The sequence below is a fragment of the bacterium genome (assembly GCA_040755795.1).
In the GTDB taxonomy this organism is placed as follows: Bacteria; UBA9089; CG2-30-40-21; order CG2-30-40-21; family SBAY01; genus JBFLXS01.
Window position 1 is genome coordinate 1 of sequence record JBFLXS010000670.1, and the last position, 1,446, is coordinate 1,446.

General features: G+C 37.3%; 2 protein-coding genes. Both read right to left on the bottom strand.

Features of this window, described 5'->3' with window-relative positions:
• Positions 1 to 106: 106 nt before the first annotated feature.
• Positions 107 to 367, bottom strand: coding sequence for a hypothetical protein (locus AB1414_20775; protein MEW6609845.1), 261 nt, complete (start codon positions 365 to 367; stop codon positions 107 to 109).
• Positions 368 to 468: 101 nt separating this feature from the next.
• Positions 469 to 1,332, bottom strand: coding sequence for a CRISPR system precrRNA processing endoribonuclease RAMP protein Cas6 (gene cas6 / locus AB1414_20780; protein MEW6609846.1), 864 nt, complete (start codon positions 1,330 to 1,332; stop codon positions 469 to 471).
• Positions 1,333 to 1,446: the final 114 nt, after the last annotated feature.

The window sequence follows — 1,446 nt, forward strand, 5'->3', positions numbered from 1 at the left end:
CTTATCCATTGGCTTTAGTATTGATTTGCTCATTCTGCACGACTATTGAAAAAGTCGGCACATGCTGATTTTGACAGCGGGGAAGTTGTGTTCCCCAATCATATTGCTAATTTTTAAACAGCCTCTTCCCTGCAAGCGTTGTTTCAACCATAAATGAGATGCCTTTGGCTATATATTCTTCCATCCTCTCAAAAAAGATTCTACCTGCTTGAACTCGTACCTTTTCTAAATAAGGTAATAATTCTATGGCTATTTCATCTGCACTCAAAAATGGCAAAGGAACTTCATCGGTAAACCCTTTCGCAAAAGTGGTCTTCCCACTCCCATTTGGTCCAGCTATGATGTAGACTACTTTTTCGTTATTCACCCTTTTTCTCCTTGCTCAAAGCTCTTTGCCCTCTGCTAATTTCTCCACATCATGCACCAAACCTTGACAAAATCACTGTTTGGTATTCTTTGTTATTAAAGTTACTCAACTTTCCTCCCCTTTGTTACAATCTCATATTTCCCCAATCCAAATGTTGTTCCTTTGCCAATATGTAAGTATCTGCCTAAGGCAATAAATGGCAAGAAGTTAGTTAAATTACCAGCATAAGTAACCTGGCCAATTATTCCACCTAATTTCATCCTTGTATCCTGCCGTGCGGAATACCTCTCCCAGTCATACCAACCAATATGCCTTTCTTTAATCCTTACCTGTTTTGCCTCCTCTATCAAACCTTTAAAATCAAAATTTATCTCTTCGTTGCAGTGGAAATAAACCAAAGAAGAAATACGAGCTAATAGGTTCTGGATAAGGATATGGAATTCAGGGGAATTACACAATCTGGCATTATACTTCATACGGCAAGGGGTAATAAATTCTATGGTTAATTCATTGTCCGGCAAGGAATTCACTTCCTTAAGAATATCATCCATAGTTATCCTTAAATCGATATTTCTAAGTATCCCACCTGTGTTTGAGTAAATCCCTTCTTTTTGAGCTCCTTTTATTGCTACTACATCTGTTAATTCGTATTTTCCTCTCCCTTTTCCAATGCCAATATCTCCAAGTTCTTTGAAGGTGAAGATAAAATATGGCAGATAGTCGCAAGCCTTACCTATCAAGATGAGGTTGAAATCAAACCCTTCATTAGCTATATATTGTTCGTTAGAAACTATAGGTGGCTCAATAATGAACGGTCGGGGAATATCTTTATACTTGCGTAATTTAGATGAGTCAATTGGTGGGGTGGTATCAAAGATGTAAGCATAGACACATTTGTGAACCAATATACAATTTACACAATCTTGTGCTTTTTTATGGACACAGACTATTCTTTTAACTTGCATTCCGCACTTGTAAAACAGGGTTATATGTGGTAAAATAGTAACGCATAGCCAGCAATAAACACAGCAATAAAGAAAGCAGAGGTCCTACCAATGATCAAAGCACTTAATGAAGTA